The sequence below is a fragment of the Kitasatospora sp. NPDC101176 genome (assembly GCF_044768035.1).
Lineage (GTDB): Bacteria > Actinomycetota > Actinomycetes > Streptomycetales > Streptomycetaceae > Kitasatospora.
In genome coordinates, this window is record NZ_JBIWPA010000029.1 from 22,347 (window position 1) to 44,357 (window position 22,011).

The window sequence follows — 22,011 nt, forward strand, 5'->3', positions numbered from 1 at the left end:
GGCCGTCCTCGCAGGTCGGGGGCCGTCCGTCGTGGGCGATCGGCCGGCGGGCGCCGCCGCGCCGACCGGGCCCCGCGGCGCGCGGTCGGCGGGGCCCAGGCCGCGGCTCTCAGGCCGACGGCACGGTGACCGTGCACAGCCGCTTGGTGGCCCGGGTGAGTGCGACGTAGAGGTCGCGCTCACCGCCCGGGCGGGCGGCGGTGATCCCGTCCGGGTCGACGACGACGGCGGCGTCGAACTCCAGGCCGCGCGCCTGCGAGGCCGGGACCAGGACGGCGTGCCGCTCGACGCCCGCGGCCGCGAGCTGCTCCGCCCGGCCGTCGGCGCAGACCACGCCGACCAGCTCGCCGGGGTGCGCGGCGTGCTGCGCCCGCAGCTCCCGCAGCAGGTCGGCGACGAGCGACCCGGGTGCGGTGGCGAGGGTGCGGGGCGTCTCACCGTGCCGGATGGAGCGGATCGCCGGCTGGTCCGGGGCGATCCGGGCGAGCAGTTCCTCCGTGCCGGCGAGGATCTCCTGAGTGGTGCGGTAGCTGACGGTCAGGGTGCGCAGGTCGAAGCGCGGGCCGAGGTGCGGGCCGAGGGCCTCGTGCCAGTCCCGGGCCGTCGTGGCCGGCCCGGCCTGGGCGAAGTCCCCGACCAGGGTCATCGACCTGCCCGGGCAGCGGCGCACCACCATCCGCCACTGCATGGCGGTGAGTTCCTGCGCCTCGTCCACGACGACGTGGCCGAAGACCCGCGCGGGCGGCCCGTCGACCAGGCTCGCGGCCTCGTCGAGGAGCGGCACGTCGGCGTCCGTCCAGGGCGCGTCGGGCGCCCGCCGCAGCAGGGCCCACTGGTCGTCGGTGAATCCGGGCAGGTGCCCGGCCGCCCCGTCGTCGCCCGCCAGCAGGGCGTCGACCACCCCGCTGGGCGTCAGCCGCGGCCAGAGCTCCTCGACGGCGCGGTCGAGCGCGGCGTCCTCCAGCAGCTCGGCGCGCACGGCGTCGGCGTCGAACTCGTCGGCGCCGGTGGTGGGCGCGGCGTCGACGCCGAGGCGGCGCAGGTCCGCCGCCGCGACCCGGTCGAGGTCGAGGCCGGTCAGCTGCGCGACCTCGGCGTCGATCTGCTCCAGGGCGTCGGCGCTGCTGCGGGCGAGCTCCCGCACCAGGGCGTCGACCAGCAGCTCCTTGAACAGCCGGCGCGCCGGGTTGTGCGCGCGGCCGCCGGCCCGCGCCGCCTGCCGGGCCTGGGCGACGTCGCCGTCCGGCAGCCGGATCCACTCCTGCCCGACCCGGACCTCGAAGCCGTCGGCCGGGGCCTGCCGGGCGCGGACCAGGGCGGCCAGCGCGTCGGCGAGTTCGGCGCCGCCCTTCAGCCGCGCCGCCTCGAAGGCGTCCGCCGCGCCGGGTACGACGCCGGCCAGCTCCTCGCAGGTCGCCAGGACGACGTCGTTCTCGCCGAGCGAGGGCAGCACCTGGCCGATGTAGTCCAGGAACCGCGCGTTCGGCCCGAGCACCAGCACGCCGCGCTCGGCCGCCTTCGGGAAGGCGTACAGCACGTACGCGGCGCGGTGCAGCGCCACCACCGTCTTCCCGGTGCCCGGGCCGCCCTGCACGACCGTGACCCCGCGGTGCGGCGAGCGGACGATGGTGTCCTGTTCGGCCTGCAGGGTGGCGACCGCCGTCCCCATCCGGCCCGTCCGCCGCTCCTGGAGCGCGGCCGTCAGCGGGCCGTCGCCGACCACGTCGTGGGCGGTGGGCTCGGAGCCGTCGAGCAGTTCGTCGCTCACCCCGACCACGGTGCGGTCCGCCGTCCGCAGGTGGCGGCGCCGGCGCAGGCGCATGGGGTGGACGGGCGTCGCCTCGTAGAAGGGCCGCGCGGCCTCGGCCCGCCAGTCCACCAGCACCGGCAGCTCGTCGGTGTCCCGGTGCAGACCCAGCCGTCCGATCCGCAGGACGGTGCCGTCCGCCAGGTCGATCCGGCCGAAGACCAGCCCGCCCTCGGCCCCCTCCAGCCGGCGGACCTCCGTCGCCAGGCGCCCGGCCGCCACCTCCCGCTCGTACACCTCGCCCGCGCCGTCGGACGTCGAGGCGAGCACGCGCGCCAGCTCCTCCCGGGTGCCGGCGAGCCGTTCGTCGAACAGCCCGGCTATGACGGCGACCGCGGCCCGCTCGCGTTCCACCTCGCGCGCGCCGGCCTCGTTGATCTGGGACAAGAAAGGGTCCTCCCCGCTCGACCTGCGGATCTGTCGATCCGTCACTGTGTCGACGCGTCACTATGCAGACCGTTTCCGGAAATGTAAACGTTGACCGGACCAGCCGGTGTATGGCCCCGGGGCCCGGCGGACGGCCCGTGGGCAGGCGTTCGCGAGGCCTCGTCGGGCGGGCGGCGGGCGGGTCCGGGCGGCGCCGCGAACGGCCGGGTGCCCCGGCGCGACGGGCCGGGGCACCTCGGTCAGGGGGCGGGGGAGGGGCGGGTCAGCAGTTGCCGGGGGCCGGCCGGTGGGCGAACCGGTCGGCGATCCAGCTCAGGTACTCCTGCTGGGCGACGAAGGGCACGGTGTTGTGGGTGGCGCCCTGGTAGGTCGTGTACTCGACCGGCTGGGAGAAGCCGCAGGCGCGCCTGACGTACTGCTCGGTGGAGTGCGGGTTGATCACGGTGTCGTCGGTGCCCTGCATCACCAGGATCGGTGCGAGGCCGGTGGTGTAGCCGGGCGTGTTCTCGTGGAAGCGGTCGCGCCAGGACCCGGGGACGTCCCTGATCGGCTGGAACAGCGTGTCCAGCTGGTGCGTGTCGCCCACGTTGTTCTGGATGACGTCGGCGAAGTGCTCGATGCAGGCGGTGGCGTCGCCCTGGAGGGCCTCGATCCCGGCCGGCTTGAGGACCCCGGACGCCTGCAGCTCCGGGTAGGCGGCGAGGAAGCCGCGGTAGAGGTTGATCCGCAGGGCCGCGTTGTGGGACTCGGAGGAGTCGCTGCGGGGGCCGGGCAGCACCTGTCCTTCGAGCTCAGGCCCGATGTCGGCGGCGGGGGCCAGCGCGGCGACCCCGACGAGGTCGATCCCCCGGGCGTACCCGGAGGCGTCCTGGCCGACGAACAGCCCGGCGCCGCCGCCCTGCGACCAGCCGAGGACGGCCGTCTGGCTGCCCGCGTGCGCCTCCCGGATCCGGCGGACGGCGAGGACGGAGTCCAGCACGTTGCGGGTCTCCGTCGCGCCCACCACGTACTGGTGCACGCCGGGGGTGCCCAGCCCCTGGTAGTCGGTGGCGACCACGACGTCGCCGGCGGCCAGGAAGCCGGTCAGCGCCGGGATGCCGACGTCGATCGAGTACGGGCTCTGGTAGCTGAAGTAGTCGATCAGGTCGACCGCCGGGTCCGGTGCGGCCGAGGGCGCGCACTGGCGGGGGCCGCCGACGGTGCCGTGCGCCCAGGCCACCACGTTGCGCCCGCCGCGGGGGGAGGAGGGGCCGTCGGGCCAGACCACCAGGCCGGACACCGCCACGGCGGCCCCGTCGTGGAGGGTGGAGCGGTACAGGATCCGGCAGGCGTGCGCGTGCTCCGGGGCGGGGACCTGCCGGGCCCAGATCAGGGTGCCGTGCGGGCCGTCCGGCAGCGGGGACGGCGGCTCGTAGAAGTCCGGGCCGTCCGGACCGAGCGGGACGCCCGGTGCGCACCGGGCGGTGTCGCCGCCGTGGTCGTCGCCGCGCCCCCACGCGCCGCCCGCGGCCGCGGCCGGTTGCCCCGCGGACACCAGGGTGAGCAGAGCGGCCACCGCGCCGGCTCGAAGCCATGCCCTCATTCGTCGATTCCTCTCGCTGCACAGGGTGACGCCGCGTCACCTGATGTGACGATGCTCACTCGGTGCGGAGGGCGGGGCAATCGCTGCGGCCGGATGGCGGACCGGCCCGTCGGTGGCGGGCCGGAGGGGCGGAGGGGCGGAGGGGCGGAGGGGCGGGGCCCGGAGCGGGCGTGCCGGTGCGTCAGGAGGCGTCGGTGAGCACGCGGGTGAAGCCGTCCAGCAGGGCCCGGTTGGTGGCCCGGGCCTGCGGGGTGTCGACGTGGATGGTGTTGACGAACAGACCGTCGTCGGTGCGGTGCAGCCACTGCAGCAGTCCGTTGCAGCCCGAGACCCAGACGTGCAGGCGGGCCCGCTGGGCGGCGTGCCGGTCGGCACCGGGCAGCCGGCGGAAGTCGATGTAGGAGTAGAAGTTCACCGCGTGCGGCCAGTAGTGCAGCCGCGCGTACTCGGCGGGGGCGAGCAGCCGCCAGGCCTTCACGAAGTGCACCCCGGCGTGGGCCTGCAGCTGCCCGTAGGCGTCCTGGGCGGCGGTCAGCACCTCGCCGAAGCCCGCCCGCGGCCCGACCGGGAACTCGATCGGCAGGGTGTTGATGAACCACCCCATCGACTCCGCGTAGACGCCCCGGCCGCGTTCGTTGACCGGCACCAGGCCGCGGTAGACCTCGGGCCCGCCCTCCTGCCGCAGGGCGATCGCCAGCCCGGCGAGCAGCCCCATCGACAGCCGCCCGCCGCGGGCCCGGCAGGCGGTGCCGAAGGCCTCGACCTGGCGGGCGCTGAGCAGGCGCTCGGTGCCGGCGGTCGGCGCGTACAGCCGGCCGGGCCGGACGCCGAGGTCGAGCGGGAAGCGGGGGAAGAGGCCGCCGTTGCGGTCGCGGAACGCCCGCCAGTAGTCCAGCCGCGCGTCGTCGGCGCGCATGGCGCGGTTGGCCCGGCGCTGGCCGCGGCTGAACTCCAGGTAGCTGCCGGGCTGTTGGGCCGCGTCGTCGGTGCGGGCCGGGCGGACCCGGTCGGCCTCGGGTCCGGCAGCGGTTCCGGTGGCGGTTCCGGCCGCGGTGAGGCTCCGGTAGGCCGTGGTGATGTCGTTGACGGCGATCGCGCTGGAGAGGCCGTCGGTGACCAGGTGGTCGCAGGAGAACCAGACGGTGGTCGACTCCGGCCGCACCACCGCGCCCATGGTGATCAGCGGCCAGGAGAGTGTGTCCACCTCCTTGAACGCGTCGTGGAGGTGGCGGTCGACCTCCGCGGGCGTCTCCAACGGGCCGGCGTAGACGTGCTTGAGGGCCACCTCCCCGGGCGACAGGACCTCGCAGCCGAGGTCCCCGCCCAGCGGCTGGTAGACCGCCCGGAGCACCTCGTGACGCCGCACCAGGTGGAGCAGCGCGGCCGCCAGCGCGTCCAGGTCGACCGGGCCCCCCAGTTCGAAGCTGGCCGCGACGTAGGAGCGGATCGGCTCGTCGACGCTCTGGGCGTGCTGGGCCACGGTGAAATGTTTCGCCTGGTTGTAACCGGTCATCCGGCGCGGGGCGGGGTCGCCGCCGGTCAACGGGACCAGGTGCCACCGGTGGGCCTCGCCCGGGCCGATCTCGGAGTCCTCGACTGAGATCTGGAGCATGTCGCCCTCTTCTGCCGCTGTCGTCGTCGGGTGGTACCAGAGCGGTCGGATGTCGGCCCACCAGCTGGTGCCGTACCAACGCGACGGCCCGGCGCTCGGATACGGGCAGCCGCCGTTCGGGTGACGGTGACCGGCCGCCGGGGCCGTGCCCTCCGGCGGGTCCGCGGACCGGGCTCGGCCCGCCGGATCCCCTCACGGCCGGGCCGTCGGCGTACGAGCGCACGCCGGAGCTGCGGGGACCCGCGGTCGAACGGCGGGTCGAGCGCCGCGTCGGAGTGCGGTCGGGCCCGTCGCGGTGGGCGGATTCCACGGCCGCCGCGACGGCCGGTGCCGTCGGGGGACCGGCCACGTCTCACCCCGTGGACACGTGGTGGGATTTCCGCGCCCCCGGCCGCGGGTTCGCACTAGGCTGGCCGGGCAGCTGGTTCGCCCTGTCCGCCAGGCAGGCGCGTCGCAAGAGGGAACCCGGTGACGCCATTCACGTGGCCATTCCGGGACTGCCCCGCAGCGGTGAGTGGGAACGACCGCCGTCATACGCACTGGGCCCGGACGGGCCTGGGAAGCGACGGCCAGTAGGTGACCGCCCTGACCAGGGCAGCCGCGCCCGCGAGTCCGAAGACCTGCCACTGCCCGCACGCGACCGATCGCGCGCGGACATCCCGGTGACCTCGTGGGCGGGTCGGCGTGCACACCAGGCGGGTCCGGCGCATCCCTGCGCCCGCGGCCGCGCCCGGTCGGGCACCCCTTCGCACCCTCGTCCCGTCCCCGGGGACCAGAGGAGACAGACTCGCGAAGGAGAGTCCCTTGACGACGAAGTCCGCAGCCGCGGCAACCCGCGCCACCACCCACGGCTACCCCCGCCAGGGCCGCGACCGGGAGCTCAAGAAGGCGGTCGAGGGGTACTGGAAGGGCGCGGTCACCGCCGACGCCCTGCTCGCCACCGCCGCCGACCTGCGCCGGGAGAACTGGCTGCAGCTCGCCGAGGCCGGCGTCCACGAAGTCCCCACGGGCGACTTCTCGCTCTACGACCACGTGCTGGACACCACCGTCGCCGTCGGCGCCGTCCCCGCCCGCCACCGCGCCGCGGTCGACGCCGACCCCCTCGACGGGTACTTCGCCATGGCGCGCGGCACCCAGGAGGTCGCTCCGCTGGAGATGACCAAGTGGTTCGACACCAACTACCACTACCTGGTGCCCGAACTCGGCCCCGACACCGTCTTCACCGCCGACCCGGACCACCAGGTCGCGCAGCTGCGCGAGGCCCTCGGCCTCGGTCACGACGCCCGCCCGGTGCTGGTCGGCCCCGTCACCTACCTGCTGCTCGCCAAGCCCGCCCCCGGCGTCGCCGAGGACTTCCAGCCGATCACCCTGCTCGACCGGCTGCTGCCCGTCTACGCGCGCCTGCTCGCCGAACTGCAGGCGGCCGGCGCGCAGTGGGTGCAGCTGGACGAACCCGCGCTCGTCCAGGACCGCACCCCGGCCGAGCTGAACGCCGCCGCCCGCGCCTACCGTGAGCTGGGCGCCCTCACCAGCCGGCCCAGGCTGCTCGTCGCGAGCTACTTCGACCGCCTCGGCGCGGCCCTGCCGGTGCTCGCCGCAGCCCCGGTCGAAGGCCTCGCCCTGGACTTCACCGGCCCCGCCGCCGCCAACCTGGACGACCTCGCCGCCGTCGGCGGGCTGCCCGGCAAGCGGCTCGTCGCCGGCGTGGTCGACGGGCGCAACATCTGGATCAACGACCTGGAGAAGTCGCTCGCCACCCTGGCCACCCTGCTCGGCCTCGCCGGCGGCGTCGACGTCGCCACCTCCTGCTCGCTGCTGCACGTCCCCCTCGACGCCACCGCCGAACGGGACCTGGACCCGCAGATCGCCCGCTGGCTCGCCTTCGCCAGGCAGAAGACGGCCGAGACCGCCCTGCTCGCCCGAGGCCTGCGCGAGGGCACCGGCGCGATCGCCGCCGACCTCGCCGCCAACCGCGCCGACCTCGCCTCGCGCGCCGGCTCCCCGATCACCCGGGACCCGGCCGTCCGCGCCCGGGCCGCCGCCGTCACCGCGGCCGACGCCCGCCGCCCGCAGGCCTACCCGCAGCGCGCCGAGGCCCAACGCGCCCGCCTCGGACTGCCGTTGCTGCCCACCACGACGATCGGCTCCTTCCCGCAGACCACCGAGCTGCGCACCGCCCGCGCGGACCTCGCCGCCGGGCGGATCGACGCCGACGGCTACCGCGGGCGCATCGAGGCCGAGGTCCGTGAGGTCATCGCCTTCCAGGAGAAGGCCGGCCTCGACGTCCTCGTCCACGGCGAGCCCGAACGCAACGACATGGTCCAGTACTTCGCCGAACAGCTCACCGGCTACCTCGCCACCCGGCACGGCTGGGTGCAGTCCTACGGCACCCGCTACGTGCGCCCGCCGGTGCTCGCCGGGGACATCTCCCGGCCGCACCCGATGACCGTCGACTGGTTCCGCTACGCCCAGGGCCTCACCGACCGCCCGGTCAAGGGCATGCTCACCGGCCCGGTCACCATGCTCGCCTGGTCCTTCGTCCGCGACGACCAGCCGCTCGCCGACACCGCCCGGCAGGTCGCCCTCGCCCTGCGCGACGAGGTCGTCGACCTGGAGGCCGCCGGCGCCGCCGTCGTCCAGGTCGACGAGCCCGCCCTGCGCGAGACCCTCCCGCTGCGGGCCGCCGACCGCCCGGCGTACCTGGCCTGGGCCACCGAGGCGTTCCGCCTCGCCACCTCCGGGGTGCGCGCCGACACCCAGGTCCACACCCACATGTGCTATGCCGAGTTCGGCGCCGTCATGACGGCCATCGACGACCTCGACGCGGACGTGATCTCCCTGGAGGCCACCCGCTCCCACATGCAGGTCGCCGGTGAGCTCGCCGCCGCCGGCTACCCCCGCGAGGTCGGCCCGGGCGTCTGGGACATCCACTCCCCGCGGGTGCCCGGCACCGAGGAGGCCGTGGAACTGCTGCGCGCCGGGCTGGCGGCGATCCCGGCCGAGCGCCTCTGGGTCAACCCCGACTGCGGCCTGAAGACCCGCGGCTGGCCGGAGACCCGCGCCTCGCTGGACAGGCTGGTCGGCGCGGCCCGCCGCCTCCGGGACGAACTCGCCGGCTGAGCCACGGCCCCGCACCGGGGCGGGCCCGTCGCCCGCCCCGGTGCGGGGACTCCGGCGCGGTCGGGACGGACGGGTGACGGCGACCGACGGCCACGCCCGTGCGGCGGGTTGCCGGGGCCGATCGGGATCCGGGGCGGCAGGATGGCCCCGGCGGGGTGCCGCCGCGCGGACCGGAGGGCCCGCGGGCGCACCCCGCCGACCTCACCCGCTCCCCCGACGACACCTCGTCGCCGCCACCCCGGAGGGTCACACGACACGGATCACCCGCGAGACCGTGCTGCGGACGGCGACCTTCTGGCTCCGCCCGGCGTTCGCGCTGCGCGTGTTCGGCCGGTTCCAGCGGCTCGTGGGCTTCGACCGCTCGATGGCCCTGGCCTCCGCCGCGCTGACCGCGCTGGTGCCGCTGGCCATCGTCTGCAGCTCCCTCGTGGTCCGGCTGGGTGGCAAGGACGTCGCCGAACGCGTCATCGACCGCTACGCCCTCACCCAGGACGGCGCCGAAGCCGTCCGCCACATCCTCTCCTCGTCGGGCGGCTGGAGCAGCGTGGGGCTCTTCGGCCTCGCCTTCCTGCTCGTCTCGGCGCTGAGCTTCGCGCGGGCCGCCCAGCGGCTCTTCGAGCAGGGCTGGGAGCTGCAGCCCCTGAGCGTGCGCAACACGGTGAACGGCCTGAAGTGGATCGCCCTGCTGGCCGGGTACGCGCTGCTGAGCGGCTGGGTCCACGCCGTCCTCGGCCGCAGGACGCTGGAGCTGGGCGCGTCCCTCCTGGTGGCCCCGGTGACGGCGGTCTTCCTCCTCTGGAGCGGCCGGCTGCTGTCCGCCGCCCGGATCAGCAGGGGCGACCTGATGCCGTTCGGCTTCATCGGGGCGGCCCTGCTGGCCGGCTACTCGGTGGCCATGAGCGTCTACCTGCCGTACCTGTTCAACTCCTCCACGAACCGCTACGGGGCGATCGGGGCGGTGTTCGCGATGCTCTCCGCCCTGTTCGGGGCCATGTTCGTGACCGTGTCCTCGGCGGCGCTCGGACGGGAGGTGCAGGAGGAGCTCGACCGGATCGGCCGCGGCGAGCGCCCCCCGGACAACGAGGTCCGCCAGGAGTGGGACACGGTGATCCGCCAGGCGCGGTCACGCTGGCAGACGACCCGCGGTCCGAGCATCCTGGGCCGTCTGACGCGGAAGCACTGAACGGGCCGTCGGGTCCGCGTCCGGGGGCGCCGTCGCGCGGGTGCTACTCGAACCGCGCCGGGTCCCCGGCGCCCTGACGGACGATCTGCGGCGTCCCGTCCGAGAAGTCGACCACGGTGGTGGGCTCGGTGCCGCAGTCGCCGGAGTCGACGACGGCGTCGAGCACGTGGTCGAGGCGCTCCTTGATCTCCCAGCCCTGGGTCATGGGTTCGGCGTCGCCGGGCAGCAGGAGCGTGCTGGACAGGAGCGGTTCGCCGAGTTCGGCGAGCAGGGCGCGGGTGACGGCGTGGTCGGGGATCCTGACCCCGACGGTCTTCTTCTTGGGGTGCATCAGCCGGCGGGGCACCTCCCTGGTGGCCGGGAGGATGAAGGTGTAGCTGCCGGGCGTCGCCGCCTTGACGGCGCGGAAGACGGCGTTGTCGATGTGGACGAACTGCCCGAGCTGGGCGAAGTTCTCGCACATCAGGGTGAAGTGGTGGCGGTCGTCGAGCCGCCGGATGGAGCGGATCCGTTCCAGGCCCTCGTGGTTGCCCATGGCGCAGCCCAGGGCGAAACAGGAGTCCGTCGGGTACGCGATGAGGGCCCCCGCGCGGAGACTGTCGGCCACGGTGCCGATGGTGCGGGCCTGCGGGGTCTCTGGATGCACGTCGAAGTACTTCGCCATTCGCCCGACCCTACGGGATCCGCCCGCCCCGCCGCGCGCAGCCCCGCGGTGCGGACCGGCCGCGGCCCCGGGTCACCGTGGGTGCCGGAGCGGGCCGGCGGCGGGGTCGGCGGCGGGGTCGGCGCCGGTCAGGTCGCGGCTGAGGTCCCACAGGTGCGCCGCGACGGCGGTGTCCGTGAGGGTGCGCCAGAGCGGTTCCGGCCGGGGCCTGCCGCGCAGGCCGGCGACCCGCGGGCCCCACAGCTGGCCGCCGCGCACCGCCGGGTCGAGGACCGCCCGCACGGCGGGCCAGGCGCCGGCGTGCTTGCCCTGGAGGAGGACGGCGGCGGGCGCCCCGCGCAGTGCGGTGCCGGGCGTCCGGGCGTGCACGGGCGGGCGTGCCGGGGTGAGCGAGTCCAGGGCCCCGCCGGGGTGGGCCAGCACGCTCGCCACCGTGCTGCCGGCCGCGCGCAGACGGCGGTCGAGTTCGAGGCCGGCGTGCATCTGCGCCAGCTTGGACCGCGCGTAGGCCCGCTTGGGCACGTAGTCCCGCCGGGACTGCGGGTCGGCGAGGTCCAGGTGTTCGGACTTCGCCGCGAAGCTGCCGATGGTCACCACGCGGGCCGCCGGGGCGGCTGCCAGGAGCGGCATCAGCCACCCGGTCAGCGCGAAGTGCCCGAGGTGGTTGGTGCCGAACATCAGCTCGTGGCCGGCCGCGGTCTCCACCCGCGGCGGATCGTCGAGCGCGACCCCGGCGTTGAGGACCACCGCGTCGAGGCGGGGCGACCCGAGGGCGTCCGGCACGGTGCGCAGCGACGGGAGATCGGCGAGGTCCAGCCGCAGCGTGCGGACCCGGGCGCCCGGCACGCGGTCGCCGATCACGGCCCGGGCGGCCTCGGCGCGCGCCGGACTCCGGCTGCCGAGCACGACGGTGGCTCCGGTGGTGGCCAGCTGCTCCGCGATGAAGTACCCGATCCCGGCGTTGCCGCCGGTGACCAGGACGACCTGCCCGTCGGCGCGGGGCAGTCGGTGCACGTTCCACGGCAGGGGTACGGACGGCATGGGGTGGCTCCTGGGCGTTCGAAGGACCGGCGGTGTCCCCACGGGGAGTGGGTGCGCCAAGCCTCGGCGCGGCCGCTCACAGATCGCCGACAGGTCACCGTCGGCGCGGTCAGCCGGGTGTCAGGCCGGGTGCGGGCGCGTCCGGGGGCGCGCCGGGCAGCGGCCCCGCGGCCAGCAGCGCCGTGACGGCCGAGGCCGCGAGGCGGTGCCAGCCCCCGGCCCCGGCGAGCATGGCGTGGCCGCCGCGCGGCACGTCGAGGTAGCGGACGTCCGCGCCGGCCCGCGCGGCCCGGGTGGCGAAGGCGCGGGACTTGCGGGCGCTGGTGACCCGGTCCGCCGGGTCGTGGAGGACGACGATCCGTCGGCCGCGCAGGTGCTCCACCCCGTCCACGGGCTCGCACCACGGCGCCAGGAGCACCGTGCCCACCACCTGGGGCTCGTCGGCGGCGGCGAGGGCGGCCCGGCCGCCCATCGAGTGGCCGAGGAGGACGATCCGGACGTCGGGCGCGTGCGCGACCAGCTCCCGCACGGCCGCGCGGGCGTCGGCGACCGGGTGCGCCCGCGGGCCGTTCCAGCCGCGGTGGCGGTAGTGCACCTCGGCCGTGGTGAGCGCGGTGTCGCCGACGCGGCGGCGCACGGCCGCGGCGAACACCCGCATCCGGAGCCTGGCCAGGCCCAGTCTGGGCGGTGGGTCGAGGCTCTCGGCGCGGCCCCCGGGCAGGACGAGCAGCACGGCCGGACGCTCCTCGGGGTCCGGGGGCAAGGGGTCCGGAGGCGAGGGGTCCGGGGGCACGCGGTCCGGGGGCGCGGGGTTCGTGGGCATGCCGGGCCCGCTCAGGTGACCGTGACGACGGTGCTGTGCCAGCCGGTGGCGCCCGCCGGGAAGGGGGCGGCCCGCTCCTCGGTCTGGACGGCGCCGGTGGCGTCGGTGGCCCGGGCCTCGATCCGGTGGGTGCCGGGCGTGGCGCCGGCCCAGGTGTGGCTCCACTGCCGCCACAGGTCGGGGCCGCCGTCGGCGGCGAGCAGGGCCTGCCGCCAGGGGCCGCCGTCGACGCGGACCTCGACGGCGGCGACGCCCCGGTGGGTCGCCCAGGCGGTGCCGGCCACCGTGACCTCGCCCGCCGGGACGCGGGCGAACGGCGCCGGCACCTCGATCCGCGCGGCCGTCCGGACGGCTCCGGTGCGGTCCCAGCCGCGGCGTACCCAGTACGGGTCGAACGCGGCGAAGGTGGTGACGTCGAGGTCGACGAGCCACTTGGTGGCGGAGGCGTAGCCGTAGAAGCCCGGGACGATGCTGCGGCAGGGGAAGCCGTGGGCGACGGGCAGCGCCTCGCCGTTCATCGCGACCGCCAGCAGCGCGCGCCGGCCGTCGAGGACCGACTCCAGCGGGGTGCCGATCGTCATCCCGTCCTGGGAGCGGCCGACCAGCTGGTCCGCGCCGGGCCGCACGCCGGCCCGGCGCAGCAGGACGGGCAGGGACGCGCCCAGCCAGCGGGTGGTGCCGACGTAGGGCCCGCCGACCTCGTTGGAGACGCAGGACAGCGTGTGGTCCAGCTCCTCCAGCGGCTCGTGCAGCAGGTCGTCGAAGGTCAGCAGGAGCGGGTGGTCGACCATGCCGTGGATCCGCAGGGCCCACTGCCGCGGGTCGATGCGGGGGAGGGTGAGGGCGGTGTCCACCCGGTAGAAGTCGGCGTTCGGGGTGACGAACGGGGACAGGCCCGCGACCTTGGGCCGCAGTGCGGCCGGGGGCGGCGGCAGCGGGTTCGCGGCGGGCGGGATGCGGACGGCGTCCCGGGCCGCGGCGACGTCGGTGCGGCGGTCCGACAGCGTGCGGCCGCCGACGCCGGCGAGTGCGCCGGCCACGATCGTGCCGCCGGTGGCGGCCAGGACGGTCCGGCGGCTGCTCCCCGCTCGCCCGGCGGGTACGGCCGCCGCGGCGACGGTCACCGACGTGGGCCCGGTGGTCCGCAGCAGGCGCGCCAGCGCGAGCACGGCGGCCGCGCCGACCAGACCCGCCGCCAAGGCGGGCGCGGCAGCCGCCGGGTGCGCGTCCGGGCGGGACAGCGCGGCCCAGGCGCCGGCGAGGGCGAAGACGCCGAAGACCCCGGCGCCGTACGCCGGGCGGCGGGTGGCCAGCAGTCCGGCGAGGGCGGCGAGCAGGGCCGTGGTCAGCAGGATCCCGCCGAGTAGGACCGGCTTGTCGTCGGTGCCGAAGGTCCGGACGGCGTACTCCTTGAGCGGGGTGGGCGTCAGGTCGATCGCCGTCGAGCCGACGGCGATGACGGGCGCCGTGTCCGGGCCGGTGAGGGCGGCGAGCAGCTCGCCGGCTCCGAGGGCGGCGGTGGCCGCGGCCAGCCCGGCCGTCGCGGCCGCGCCGGCCCGCAGCAGGCGGGCGCGGTGCGGTCGGGGGTGCGGAGGGGGCTGGGAGGGGTGGTTGCTCACGCCCGGGATTCGGGGCACCCGGGGCGGCGGATGGGTGGGCGGCCGCGCGGGGGCCGGGCTGTGCACCGGCCGCCTCACCAGCCCGCGATGCGCCCCACCGCGAAGCCGACGCAGCAGATCACCAGCACGGCGATGACGAGCAGCGGGATCCAGCCGGGCCAGGCGGTGTGCAGTTCGACGGCTTCCGGCGTCGAGATGCCCGCGGACGTCGAGCCCTCGCACTCGGGCGTCTCGGTCGGTCGCGGTGCGGCGGCCGGGCGCAGCGGCGGTGTGGCGGCATGGGTGGTGCTCATCGTTTCCTCCCGGGCGCTCGGGGGCCCTGTTCGGCGCCGACCGCCGGGTCCGGGCGGGCCCGCGGTCGCGGGTCACCGGGAAGGCCGGGCGCCTGACTCGATCGTGCGCCGCCCTGGCCCCGGCCGCCACACCGCAGCGCTTCCGCAGCGCGCGGGGGAGGCCACCGGCGGTGCTGCTCCGGGCGGTGGGGCGGGCGGCACCCCGGGGGGCGGGGGCGGGTCGTCGCCGCGCCGGACGTTCGTGAGTCGTAAGGTCCGGTGCCCCGCCCCCGCCCCCGTCCGTTCCTACAGTGGCCGGGAGGTTGTTCCCGAGAAAGACACGACGAAGAGAGGTGGACCGGGATGACGGTCGACCAGAACGCCCTGCCCACGGCCGAGCTGGGCGTGATCGGCGGCTCCGGGCTCTACGAGCTGCTGGAGGACGTGACCGAGGTGCGGGTGGCCACCCCGTACGGCGAACCGAGCGACTCGCTGTTCGTGGGGGAGGTGGCCGGCCGCCGGGTGGCCTTCCTGCCCCGGCACGGGCGCGGCCACCGGCTCCCCCCGCACCGCATCGACTACCGCGCCAACCTGTGGGCGCTGCACTCCCTGGGCGTGCGGCAGGTGCTGGCGCCCTGCGCGGTGGGCGGCCTGCGACCGGAATACGGGCCGGGCACCCTGCTGGTGCCCGACCAGTTCGTGGACCGGACCTCCGGGCGGGTGCAGACGTTCTACGACGGGCTGCCGCTGCCGGACGGCACGGTGCCCGAGGTGGTGCACGTGTCGGTGGCCGACCCGTACTGCCCGGCGGGGCGGCGGGCGGCGATGGAGGCCGCCCGGGAGGCCGCCTGGGAGCCGGTCGACGGCGGCACGCTGGTGGTGATCGAGGGTCCGCGCTTCTCCACCCGCGCGGAGTCCCGGTGGTTCACCGCCAACGGGTGGTCGGTGGTCGGCATGACCGGGCACCCGGAGGCCGTCCTGGCCCGTGAACTCGGGCTCTGCTACACCTCGGTGGCCCTGGTCACGGACCTCGACGCCGGTGTGGAGAGCGGCGAGGGCGTCACCCACGGCGAGGTGCTGGCGGTGTTCGCCCGCAACGTCGACCGGCTGCGCACCGTGCTGTTCAAGGCGCTGGAGGGCCTCCCGGTGGTCCGGGAGTGCCCGTGCGGTCACGCCCTGGACGGTCTCACGACCGGTCTGCCCGGGGTGCCGGGCGCCTGACGGCCCGGCCGCGGCGCCGCCACCGCCCGACGAGCGCGACCAGCAGCGCGACGCCGACGGTGGCGGCCAGCACCAGCAGCCCGTTGCGCAGGTACGGCAGCGGCAGCACCGACGGGTTGCCGTGGTCGTCGTCGGCGCGCAGCACGGCGGGCAGGCCGACGGCGGTGACGGCCGCCGCGACGACCAGCCAGCCGCGCAGCACCGGCCCGCGGACCGCGAACGCGCCCAGCAGGCAGACCAGCGGCACCCACAGCCCGTCGTGGAGCACCAGCCCGCCGATCCCCCAGACCGCGACGTCCAGCGGGTCGGTGATGTACGGGTCTGCGAGCAGCCCGGAGAGGCCGTAGCCGATCACGGCGAGGCCGGCGGCCAGCAGCAGGGCGCGCAGGGCGGCGGTCATGCGATCACCTCGATGCGGGTGACCCACTTGGTCTGCAGGACGCCGGGCCGGTTCGGCGCGATGACGCGGGCGGGGAAGCCGTGGTCCGCGGCCAGGACCTCGCCGTCGACCCGCAGGGCGAGCAGGCTGAGCGGATCGTCGACGTACGGTGCGGGCATCTCCATCACCCGGTACGGCCCGTCGGCCTCCAGCGAGGTGACCCGTACCGCCGAACCGGGCGGAGCGCCGGCCCGTCGGACCAGGTCGGCCATCCGGACCCCCGTCCACCGGGCCGCCGCGCTCCAGCCCTCCACGCAGGAGATCGGCAACTCGGCCGAGTGCTGGGGGAGTTCGCCGAGCTCGGCGAGGGTGAGCTCGAACGGCTGCGGCCCGTCCACCCGCAGCCGCCAGTCCGCGGGCACGGTGACGGTGCCGGCCTGGGCGGCGGTGCGGTTCACCGGCAGGCCCTGCGGGCCGATGTCGGGGCGGCGCGGGGCCAGCAGGTCCAGGGAGCGCAGCCAGGGCACGCTCTGACCGGCGGTCACCAGGGTCACCACACCGGCGGCGGCGGTGGTCGCGGCCAGGAACGCCCGGCGCTGCGCCAGGGCCGGAGCGGCCCGGCGCCACCAGACGGCGGCGATCAGCGGCGCCTTGACCGCGAGGTGCACCAGCAGCCCGCCGGTGGCCAGCCAGCCCAGCCAGAAGTGGGTCTGTCGGAACGGGAACGGCCACGGGTACCACTGCAGGGTGTTCAGCAGGCCGGTGAACAGCTCCAGCAGGACGGCCGCCACCAGGACGGCGATGCCGAGCCGCTCCAGGGCGTGCAGCACGCTGCGCGCCGGCGGCCACTCGAAGAGCCGCGGGTAGACCGCCCAGAGCTTCGCACCGACCAGCGGGATCGCGGCCAGACCACTGATCACGTGCAGCCCCTGGGTGACCCGGTAGCCGTTCACCGGCCGCGCGGGCAGGTGCGGCGCGAGCCACCCGGGCGGGTCCTGGAGCAGATGGCTGGTCAGACCGGTCAGGAAGCAGACCAGGAGGGCGGCGCCCAGCCAGCGGCCGACGACGACCACCGTCCGCGGTTCGTGCAGCGGAGAGCTGAACGCCCCGTCGCGGAAGGGCCCGCGGCGCAGGAACGCCGGGGGAGCGGGCAGCGGCGGGTCGTAGCGGCGGCGGGGGGCCGGGGTGCCGGAGTCGGCGGGTTCGGTGTCCACCCGTCCATCGAAGCGCCCCGCAGCGCCCGACCGGTGGTCCGACGTGCTTACGTGTTTCGAACGGCGGCCTCGCCACCGGTCTCGCAGCGGCGGCCCGGTGGGAGGGTGGCTGGCGTGATCCCCCGTACCCTCCCGCCCTGCCTCCTCGCCCTCGCCGCCCTGGTCACCGCCCTGGCGCTGACCGTCACCGGCGCCGCCGCCCTCCCGCGGCCCGGCTGGTACCTCCTCGACCTCGCCCTCTTCGCCGCCGCCGTGCTGACGCTGCGCAGGGTGCCCGCCGCCCAGGTCGTGCCGCTGGTCCTGGCCGGGGGCGTCGCCGTGGCCGCCGTCGGGCTGCTGGCGCCGCCGCGCAGCAGCGACGACGCCTACCGCTACGTCTGGGACGGCCGGGTCCAGGCCGCCGGGATCTCGCCCTACGCCCGCACGCCGGACGATCCGGCGCTGGCCCCGCTGCGCGACCCGGGGCTCTTCCCGGTCGGCGACGGCTGTACGGGCTGGGACGAGCGGCGCACCACGGCGGGGGACTGCACCCGGATCAACCGGCCGGCCGTGCACACCGTCTACCCGCCGGTGGCCCAGGCGTGGTTTCTCGCGCTGCACCCCTTCGGCGGCGGGGTCCGCGGCGTGCAGGCCGGCGGCGCGGTGCTGGCGGTGGCGACCACCGGGCTCCTGCTGGCGGTCGGGCGGGAGAAGTGGCAGGCCGCACTCTGGGGGTGGTTCCCCGGAGTGACGGTGTGGGCCGTCAACGACGCGCACGTGGACACGCTCGGCGTGCTGCTCACGGTCGGCGGGCTCGCCTGCGCGGCGCGCGGGCGGGCCGTGCGCGGCGGGCTCCTGCTCGGCGGTGCGGTCGCGGCCAAGCTGCTGCCGGCCCTCGCCCTGCCCGGCGCGCTGTCCGGTCTCCTGGCCAGGCGCCCGACCCGCGGCGACGTCCTGCTCGCCGGATCCGCCCTCGGCGCCTTCGCCCTGGCCTACCTGCCGTACGTCCTGGCCTCCGGCACCTCCGTGCTGGGCTACCTGCCGGGCTACCTGCGGGAGGAGGGCTACGAGCAGGGGCACATCGACCGCTTCGGGCTGCTCCGGCTGGTGCTGTCCGACGGCCTCGCGCCGTGGGCGGCGGCGCTGGTCCTCGCGGCCGTGGTGGTCCGGGTCCTGCTCCGGGGCGACCCGCACCGGCCGTGGGCCGGCGCGCTCCTGGTGACGGGCACCGCGCTGCTGCTGGTCGCGCCCTCCTACCCGTGGTACGGGCTGCTCGTGGTCGGCCTGGTCGCCCTCGACGGCCGCTGGGAGTGGCTGGCCGTCCCGGCCGCCGGGCAGGCGCTCTACCTCGCCGGCGGCCAGGCGGCGCAGCAGCTCTCCTACGGGGCGGCGCTGTGCGTCGTCCTCCTCGTCCCGCTGCTGCGGCAGCGCCGCGGGGCACGGCCGGCCGTGGCGGTGGGCGCCGAGAAGTGACGGAAGTCTGACGTCCCGGTGCCGGGCCTGGCGGTTTCGTCCCCCGCCTGGTCGAATCGGCGGCGTGAGCGAACAGATCGAAGAGGGCCGGGGCACCCCGGTGGGCCGCCGCGTGGTGCTGGGCCTGCTGGGGCTCGGCGCGGCGGGAGTCGCGGTCGGCCCGTACCTCCAGAAGGCCCAGGACGCGGTGGCCGGCAAGGACCCGACGGGCCTCACCGGCCTGCTGCCGGGCGGCGGCGGGTTCCGGTACTACTCCGTGGTCCCGTCGGTCCCGACGAAGGGGCCGGACACGTACGCCCTGACGGTGGACGGGCTCGTGGAGCGCCCGGGCAGCTACCGCCTGGCCGACCTCCAGGCGATGCCGCAGCGGCGGATCGTGCGGGACGTGCAGTGCGTGACCGGCTGGCGGGTGCCGAACACCCCGTTCGAGGGCGTGCCGCTGGCGCACCTGCTCGACGCCGCCGGCGTCAGGGCGGGCGCCGGCGCGGTGCGGTTCAGCTGCTTCGACGGCGAGTACACCGAGAGCCTCACCCTGGAGCAGGCCCGGCGGGACGACGTGGTGGTCGCGCTCAAGCTCCAGGACGCCCCGATCTCCCACTCGCACGGCGGGCCGGTGCGCCTGTACGTGGCGCCGATGTACTTCTACAAGTCGGCCAAGTGGCTCTCCGGGATCACCGTGACCGCCGGGGTGGAGCCGGGCTACTGGGAACAGAACGGCTATGACGTCGACGCCTGGGTCGGCCGCTCGAACGGACGTGACGATGCCCCGACCGGCTGACCTCCTGCTGCGCTTCACCCGCGCCGAGCGCTGGGTGCACCGCACCACCGCCGCCCTGATGCTGACCTGTCTGGCGACCGCCGCCTGTCTGTACCTCGCGCCGCTGGCCGAACTGGTCGGCCGCCGGCGCCTCGTCGTCACCGTGCACGTGTGGTGCGGCCTCGCGCTGCCGGTACCGCTGCTGATCGGACTGGCGTGCCGCGCGGTGCGCGCGGACCTGTCGAGGCTGAGCCGCTTCCAGCCCGTGGACCGGGCGTGGCTGCGGGCCACCCGGGCACGTGCCGCGCACCGCCCGGCGGGGAAGTTCAACGCCGGGCAGAAGCTCTACGCCCAGTGGACGCTCGGCGCGATGCTGGTGATCCTCGGTACCGGCCTGCTGATGTGGCTCACCCACCTGGCCCCGGTGGCCTGGCGCACCGGCGCGACCTTCGTCCACGACTGGCTGGCGGTGGCCATCGCCGTGGTGACCGCCGGCCACGTCCGGATGGCCCTGCGGGACCCGGAGGCCCGGCGCGGGATGCGCACCGGGCTGGTCGACCGGCGCTGGGCCGAGCGGGAGCACCCGCAGTGGCGGGGCGGGAGCCCCGCGGGCACGCCGGAGTAGCGTTCGCGGCGTGCCCGCGGGGTCCCCGCCAGGTTCCGTCAGCGGGGGCGGGCCGCCCGGCGGAAGGCGAGGAAGCGGCGGCCGTGGGAGGACCAGCGCTCCGTCTCGACGAGGCCGGCCCGCCCGGCCCGCCGGGCGGTGGCCGCCGCACCGCAGCGGGCCCAGCGGAACGGCGGGCCGAGCCGCCCGTGGCGCCCCTCGACCCGGACGGTGATCCGCTCGTCGATCTCCCGCGGGTCCACCTCGACCAGCAACACGCCGCCCGGAGCGAGGAGTTCGGCACTGCGGCCGAGCAGCAACCCAGGGTCGCCGCCGATGCCGAGATTGCCGTCGGCCAGCAGCGCGCCGCCCCAGCGGCCCTCCGCGGGCAGCCGGTCGAACACCGACCGGCACAGGGCGGGCCCGCCGAGCCTCCTGGTCCGGGCGACGGCGGCCCGGGTGATGTCGACGCCGAGCGCCGGCACCCCGAGGCCCAGCAGGGCCGCGACCAGGCGGCCGGGGCCGCAGCCGAGGTCCACCACCGGCGCGGCCAGCCCGGTGCAGCGCTCCAGCAGCCCGTGGTCCGCCCCGGCGGCGGGCGCGCACCAGCGCTCCACGTCGAGCGGGATCCGGCCGCCGTCCTCGCGGCGCAGCCACAGCGGGCCCCGGCCGGCGCGGACGGCCTCGGCGAACGGGTCGTCCGTCCACGCTGCGGCCCGCGGGGTCGGCTCCACCTGCGTGGTCGGCCCGGTCTCCGTGGTCACCCCGTCACCTCCCGGGCGCCCTCGATCGCCTGCAGGCAGGCCGCGAACCTGCCGCCCGGAGCCTCGGCGGCGACGTTGCGGGCGTCGCTGATGGTGTCCACGTCGGCGACCACCGGGAGGTGCTCGGTCACCAGGCCCTCCGCGGCCAGCCGGTCGAGCAGGCCCCTTCCGGTGTCCGCGGTCGACATCGGCAGGCCGAGGAGCAGCCGCCGGGCGAGTCGCTCGCCGGGCCGGGCCAGGCCGAGCGCCCAGAAGCCGCCGTCGCCGGCCGGGCCGTACCAGGCGTCGACGCCGGCGCGCCGGGCGGGCGACAGGGCCCCGGCGAGGAGCGCGGCGTCCAGCTGCGGGGTGTCCATGCCGACCAGCAGGGCCGGCGCCTCCGGGGCGATCCGGCCAGCGTGCGCGAACGAGGCGGCGAGCCGGGCGTCCAGTCCGCCGGCCACCTGCGGCACGACCTGCCAGCCGGGCGGCAGCCAGTCGCCGACGGCGCCGTCCAGGACGAGCAGCCGCCGGCCGGCCGGCACCCGGGAGAGGACGGCGAGGGTGTCGGTGAGGGCCGCCTCGGCCAGCGCCGCCGCCTGCTCGGGCGTGCAGGGCGGCGTGAGCCGGGTCTTCACCCGGCCCGGGACGGGCGACTTGGCGATCACCAGCAGGGTCGGCGGCGGCGCGGCCAGCACGGCCCGCATGTCGCGGACGGCCTGCCGGGTGCCGCGCACCGTCCCGGTGACCTTGGAGCGGCCCGTCCGCGGCAGGTAGTCGACGGAGGTCTCGGCGATCCGCATTCCGGCCGCCGACGCCGAGAGCACCATCTCCAGCGGGTAGCCGGAGCGGCGGTCGCCCAGGCCGAGCGCCAGCAGCCGGTCACGGCGGGCAGCCCGCATCGGGCCGAGGTCGTGCAGCGGTGCGCCCGTCCGGGCCCGGAGCCGGCGGGCCAGGGCCGCGTTGGCCAGGCGGGCGTGCAGCGGCCACGCCCCGGCGGCGGCGGGGCGGCGCCGGCCGAGCACCAGGTCCGCCGAGCCGGCGAGGACGGGTGCGGCGACCCGCGGCAGCTGGGCCGGGTCCAGCGAGCCGTCGCAGTCCATGAAGCAGACCAGCTCGGCGCTCGCGGCGAGCAGCCCGGCGTGGCACGCGGCGCCGAAGCCGCGCCGCGGCTCCACGACGACCGTCGCGCCCAGCGAGCGCGCCACCTCTGCGGAGCCGTCCCGCGAGCCGTTGTCGACGACGATCGCCCGCCAGCCCGGGGGCACCCGCCGCAGCACCCAGGGCAGGGCCGCGGCCTCGTCGAGGCAGGGCAGGATCACGTCGGCGCGCAGCGGCTCGGCGCGCAGCAGTTCGGCTCGTGGCGCTTCGGCGCTCGGCGGTTCGGCACTCGGCCAGGAAGGAGTCGGAGGGATCACGTCGGCCACGCTAGGCGCGGGCGGGCCCGCGGCGGCCGAACGGCGCCCTTACGAAAGTCCTACGTCGGCCTGGCGGAGGTGCGGCGCTAGGACGGGACCCCGGAGCGGCCGGA

The 22,011-nt window shown here is 76.5% G+C and carries 18 protein-coding genes, 1 pseudogene and 1 riboswitch; of the genes and pseudogenes, 6 read left to right on the forward strand and 13 right to left on the reverse strand.

The window, feature by feature from the left end:
- Nucleotides 1-109: 109 nt before the first annotated feature.
- From ACIRS1_RS30000 to ACIRS1_RS30010, 3 genes are all read right to left on the reverse strand, one after another.
- Nucleotides 110-2,194: a HelD family protein gene (locus ACIRS1_RS30000; protein ID WP_402845164.1), complete on the reverse strand. Its 2,085-nt coding sequence runs from the start codon at nt 2,192-2,194 to the stop codon at nt 110-112.
- 262 nt (nt 2,195-2,456) lie between these two features.
- On the reverse strand, nt 2,457-3,776 hold the full coding sequence (locus ACIRS1_RS30005; RefSeq protein ID WP_402845166.1) for a lipase family protein: 1,320 nt from the start codon (nt 3,774-3,776) through the stop codon (nt 2,457-2,459).
- 181 nt (nt 3,777-3,957) lie between these two features.
- Complete coding sequence (locus ACIRS1_RS30010; protein ID WP_402845168.1) at nt 3,958-5,388, reverse strand: condensation domain-containing protein; 1,431 nt, start codon at nt 5,386-5,388, stop codon at nt 3,958-3,960.
- 422 nt (nt 5,389-5,810) lie between these two features.
- Nucleotides 5,811-6,014: riboswitch (cobalamin riboswitch) on the forward strand.
- Between the two features lie 178 nt (nt 6,015-6,192).
- Here ACIRS1_RS30010 and metE point away from each other — a divergent pair.
- Both metE and ACIRS1_RS30020 read left to right on the forward strand, forming a co-directional pair.
- Complete coding sequence (metE, locus tag ACIRS1_RS30015; RefSeq protein WP_402845170.1) at nt 6,193-8,508, forward strand: 5-methyltetrahydropteroyltriglutamate--homocysteine S-methyltransferase; 2,316 nt, start codon at nt 6,193-6,195, stop codon at nt 8,506-8,508.
- Between the two features lie 274 nt (nt 8,509-8,782).
- Nucleotides 8,783-9,691 carry a hypothetical protein gene (locus tag ACIRS1_RS30020; protein ID WP_402845171.1) on the forward strand — a complete coding sequence of 303 codons (909 nt, stop codon included), beginning with the start codon at nt 8,783-8,785 and terminating at the stop codon, nt 9,689-9,691.
- A gap of 43 nt (nt 9,692-9,734) precedes the next feature.
- On the opposite strand, the gene ACIRS1_RS30025 is transcribed toward ACIRS1_RS30020, so the two are convergent.
- The 5 genes from ACIRS1_RS30025 to ACIRS1_RS30045 all read right to left on the reverse strand — a co-directional run bounded on the left by ACIRS1_RS30025 (nt 9,735) and on the right by ACIRS1_RS30045 (nt 14,131).
- Complete coding sequence (locus ACIRS1_RS30025) at nt 9,735-10,355, reverse strand: L-threonylcarbamoyladenylate synthase (protein WP_402845173.1); 621 nt, start codon at nt 10,353-10,355, stop codon at nt 9,735-9,737.
- Nucleotides 10,356-10,427: 72 nt separating this feature from the next.
- Complete coding sequence (locus tag ACIRS1_RS30030; protein ID WP_402845174.1) at nt 10,428-11,396, reverse strand: SDR family NAD(P)-dependent oxidoreductase; 969 nt, start codon at nt 11,394-11,396, stop codon at nt 10,428-10,430.
- 109 nt (nt 11,397-11,505) lie between these two features.
- Entirely contained in the window at nt 11,506-12,129 is a 624-nt protein-coding gene (locus tag ACIRS1_RS30035; RefSeq protein WP_402845176.1) for a serine aminopeptidase domain-containing protein, read from the reverse strand.
- 101 nt (nt 12,130-12,230) lie between these two features.
- Nucleotides 12,231-13,838, reverse strand: coding sequence for a molybdopterin-dependent oxidoreductase (locus tag ACIRS1_RS30040; RefSeq protein ID WP_402845178.1), 1,608 nt, complete (start codon nt 13,836-13,838; stop codon nt 12,231-12,233).
- Between the two features lie 74 nt (nt 13,839-13,912).
- On the reverse strand, nt 13,913-14,131 hold the full coding sequence (locus ACIRS1_RS30045) for a DUF6480 family protein (protein WP_360221128.1): 219 nt from the start codon (nt 14,129-14,131) through the stop codon (nt 13,913-13,915).
- A 342-nt stretch (nt 14,132-14,473) separates the two neighbouring features.
- Here ACIRS1_RS30045 and ACIRS1_RS30050 point away from each other — a divergent pair, with 342 nt between their 5' ends.
- Complete coding sequence (locus tag ACIRS1_RS30050) at nt 14,474-15,331, forward strand: S-methyl-5'-thioadenosine phosphorylase (protein WP_402845180.1); 858 nt, start codon at nt 14,474-14,476, stop codon at nt 15,329-15,331.
- On the opposite strand, the gene ACIRS1_RS30055 is transcribed toward ACIRS1_RS30050, so the two are convergent.
- Nucleotides 15,297-15,731, reverse strand: a complete 435-nt coding sequence (locus tag ACIRS1_RS30055; protein WP_402845182.1) for a hypothetical protein — start codon at nt 15,729-15,731, stop codon at nt 15,297-15,299. The two genes, ACIRS1_RS30050 and ACIRS1_RS30055, sit on opposite strands and share 35 nt — an antisense overlap.
- Nucleotides 15,728-16,843 carry a molybdopterin-dependent oxidoreductase gene (locus ACIRS1_RS30060; RefSeq protein WP_387903130.1) on the reverse strand — a complete coding sequence of 372 codons (1,116 nt, stop codon included), beginning with the start codon at nt 16,841-16,843 and terminating at the stop codon, nt 15,728-15,730. Before ACIRS1_RS30060 ends, ACIRS1_RS30055 begins: the two co-directional genes overlap by 4 nt.
- A gap of 195 nt (nt 16,844-17,038) precedes the next feature.
- On the opposite strand from ACIRS1_RS30060, the gene ACIRS1_RS30065 reads away from it, so the two are divergent.
- The 3 genes from ACIRS1_RS30065 (at nt 17,039) to ACIRS1_RS30075 (ending at nt 19,758) form a co-directional block, all read left to right on the forward strand.
- A complete protein-coding gene (locus tag ACIRS1_RS30065) occupies nt 17,039-18,376 on the forward strand; it encodes a glycosyltransferase 87 family protein (protein ID WP_402845184.1) in 1,338 nt (445 codons plus the stop codon).
- 64 nt (nt 18,377-18,440) lie between these two features.
- Nucleotides 18,441-19,154, forward strand: a complete 714-nt coding sequence (locus tag ACIRS1_RS30070) for a molybdopterin-dependent oxidoreductase (protein ID WP_360221140.1) — start codon at nt 18,441-18,443, stop codon at nt 19,152-19,154.
- Nucleotides 19,138-19,758 (forward strand): cytochrome b/b6 domain-containing protein, encoded by a 621-nt coding sequence (locus ACIRS1_RS30075; protein WP_402845187.1) that lies wholly within the window; start codon nt 19,138-19,140, stop codon nt 19,756-19,758. Before ACIRS1_RS30070 ends, ACIRS1_RS30075 begins: the two co-directional genes overlap by 17 nt.
- 38 nt (nt 19,759-19,796) lie before the next feature.
- Here the strand turns inward: ACIRS1_RS30075 and ACIRS1_RS30080 are convergent, their stop codons facing one another.
- From ACIRS1_RS30080 to ACIRS1_RS30090, 3 genes and pseudogenes are all read right to left on the reverse strand, one after another.
- Entirely contained in the window at nt 19,797-20,501 is a 705-nt protein-coding gene (locus ACIRS1_RS30080; RefSeq protein ID WP_402845188.1) for an SAM-dependent methyltransferase, read from the reverse strand.
- The gene (locus ACIRS1_RS30085) at nt 20,498-21,148 is read right to left on the reverse strand and encodes a DUF2064 domain-containing protein (protein ID WP_402845283.1); all 651 of its coding nucleotides are present in this window, start codon (nt 21,146-21,148) and stop codon (nt 20,498-20,500) included. Before ACIRS1_RS30085 ends, ACIRS1_RS30080 begins: the two co-directional genes overlap by 4 nt.
- Nucleotides 21,128-21,832: pseudogene (locus ACIRS1_RS30090) on the reverse strand (glycosyltransferase family 2 protein); the annotation flags it as partial. The gene ACIRS1_RS30085 and the pseudogene ACIRS1_RS30090, both read right to left, overlap by 21 nt.
- Nucleotides 21,833-22,011 lie beyond the last annotated feature (179 nt).

Coding starts and splice junctions, on each gene's coding strand:
- ACIRS1_RS30050 (WP_402845180.1), top strand. CDS start 14,474: ATGACGGTCGACCAGAACGCCCTGCCCACGGCCGAGCTGGGCGTGATC.
- ACIRS1_RS30025 (WP_402845173.1), bottom strand. CDS start 10,355: ATGGCGAAGTACTTCGACGTGCATCCAGAGACCCCGCAGGCCCGCACC.
- ACIRS1_RS30045 (WP_360221128.1), bottom strand. CDS start 14,131: ATGAGCACCACCCATGCCGCCACACCGCCGCTGCGCCCGGCCGCCGCA.
- ACIRS1_RS30055 (WP_402845182.1), bottom strand. CDS start 15,731: ATGACCGCCGCCCTGCGCGCCCTGCTGCTGGCCGCCGGCCTCGCCGTG.
- ACIRS1_RS30005 (WP_402845166.1), bottom strand. CDS start 3,776: ATGAGGGCATGGCTTCGAGCCGGCGCGGTGGCCGCTCTGCTCACCCTG.
- ACIRS1_RS30030 (WP_402845174.1), bottom strand. CDS start 11,396: ATGCCGTCCGTACCCCTGCCGTGGAACGTGCACCGACTGCCCCGCGCC.
- ACIRS1_RS30075 (WP_402845187.1), top strand. CDS start 19,138: ATGCCCCGACCGGCTGACCTCCTGCTGCGCTTCACCCGCGCCGAGCGC.
- ACIRS1_RS30010 (WP_402845168.1), bottom strand. CDS start 5,388: ATGCTCCAGATCTCAGTCGAGGACTCCGAGATCGGCCCGGGCGAGGCC.